Genomic DNA, 564 nt, shown 5'->3' on the forward strand with positions numbered 1-564 from the left:
GCTCAAGCAAATCGTATTCCGGGGGTAACACCTGCAGCAGTGCAATTGATCATGATTACGATCCGTAAAAATGCACAAGCGAAAAAATCTGCTTAATATTTGAAAGTTATTGAAAAAGTCCGCTTTATGCGGGCTTTTTTTTGGGTAAAATCTGCGCAGGGGAAATATACAATAAAAAATAAGGTGAGAGATGTCATTACATTATAAAAGTGGAGAAGAGATTCGCGCGGGTGATGTGGTTATCTGGCTCAATCAAAGTGGTGAGTTTTATCAATTTGATCAATCTATTATGAAAGTTTGGGAGGTTGCTAAAACCAATGATGGAGAGCTGGTTGGGGTGAATTTAATGCCACCACAAGCTGAATCTCCTATGCAGATGCTGAGAGCCTTGGTTCGACCCGAAGATCCTGAGTCATCTTCTGACATTGTGAAAATGAAAGATGTTCCGGGACTCTATACCATTACACGATGGTTTCTACCCTTGGAGCAAGTGTCTAAAAGTTTGGGATTGATTGAACGAATTGAGTATTTTTCTGAGCATGAAACAGGTCATGGAGCATTAAT

1 pseudogene is annotated in these 564 nt (G+C 40.1%); it reads left to right on the forward strand.

Going from position 1 to position 564, the window contains the following annotated elements:
• Positions 1-190: 190 nt before the first annotated feature.
• Positions 191-564 (forward strand): annotated as a pseudogene (locus RR876_RS17195) (sel1 repeat family protein); the annotation flags it as partial.

This window comes from Acinetobacter sp., assembly GCF_036666595.1.
Lineage (GTDB): Bacteria > Pseudomonadota > Gammaproteobacteria > Pseudomonadales > Moraxellaceae > Acinetobacter.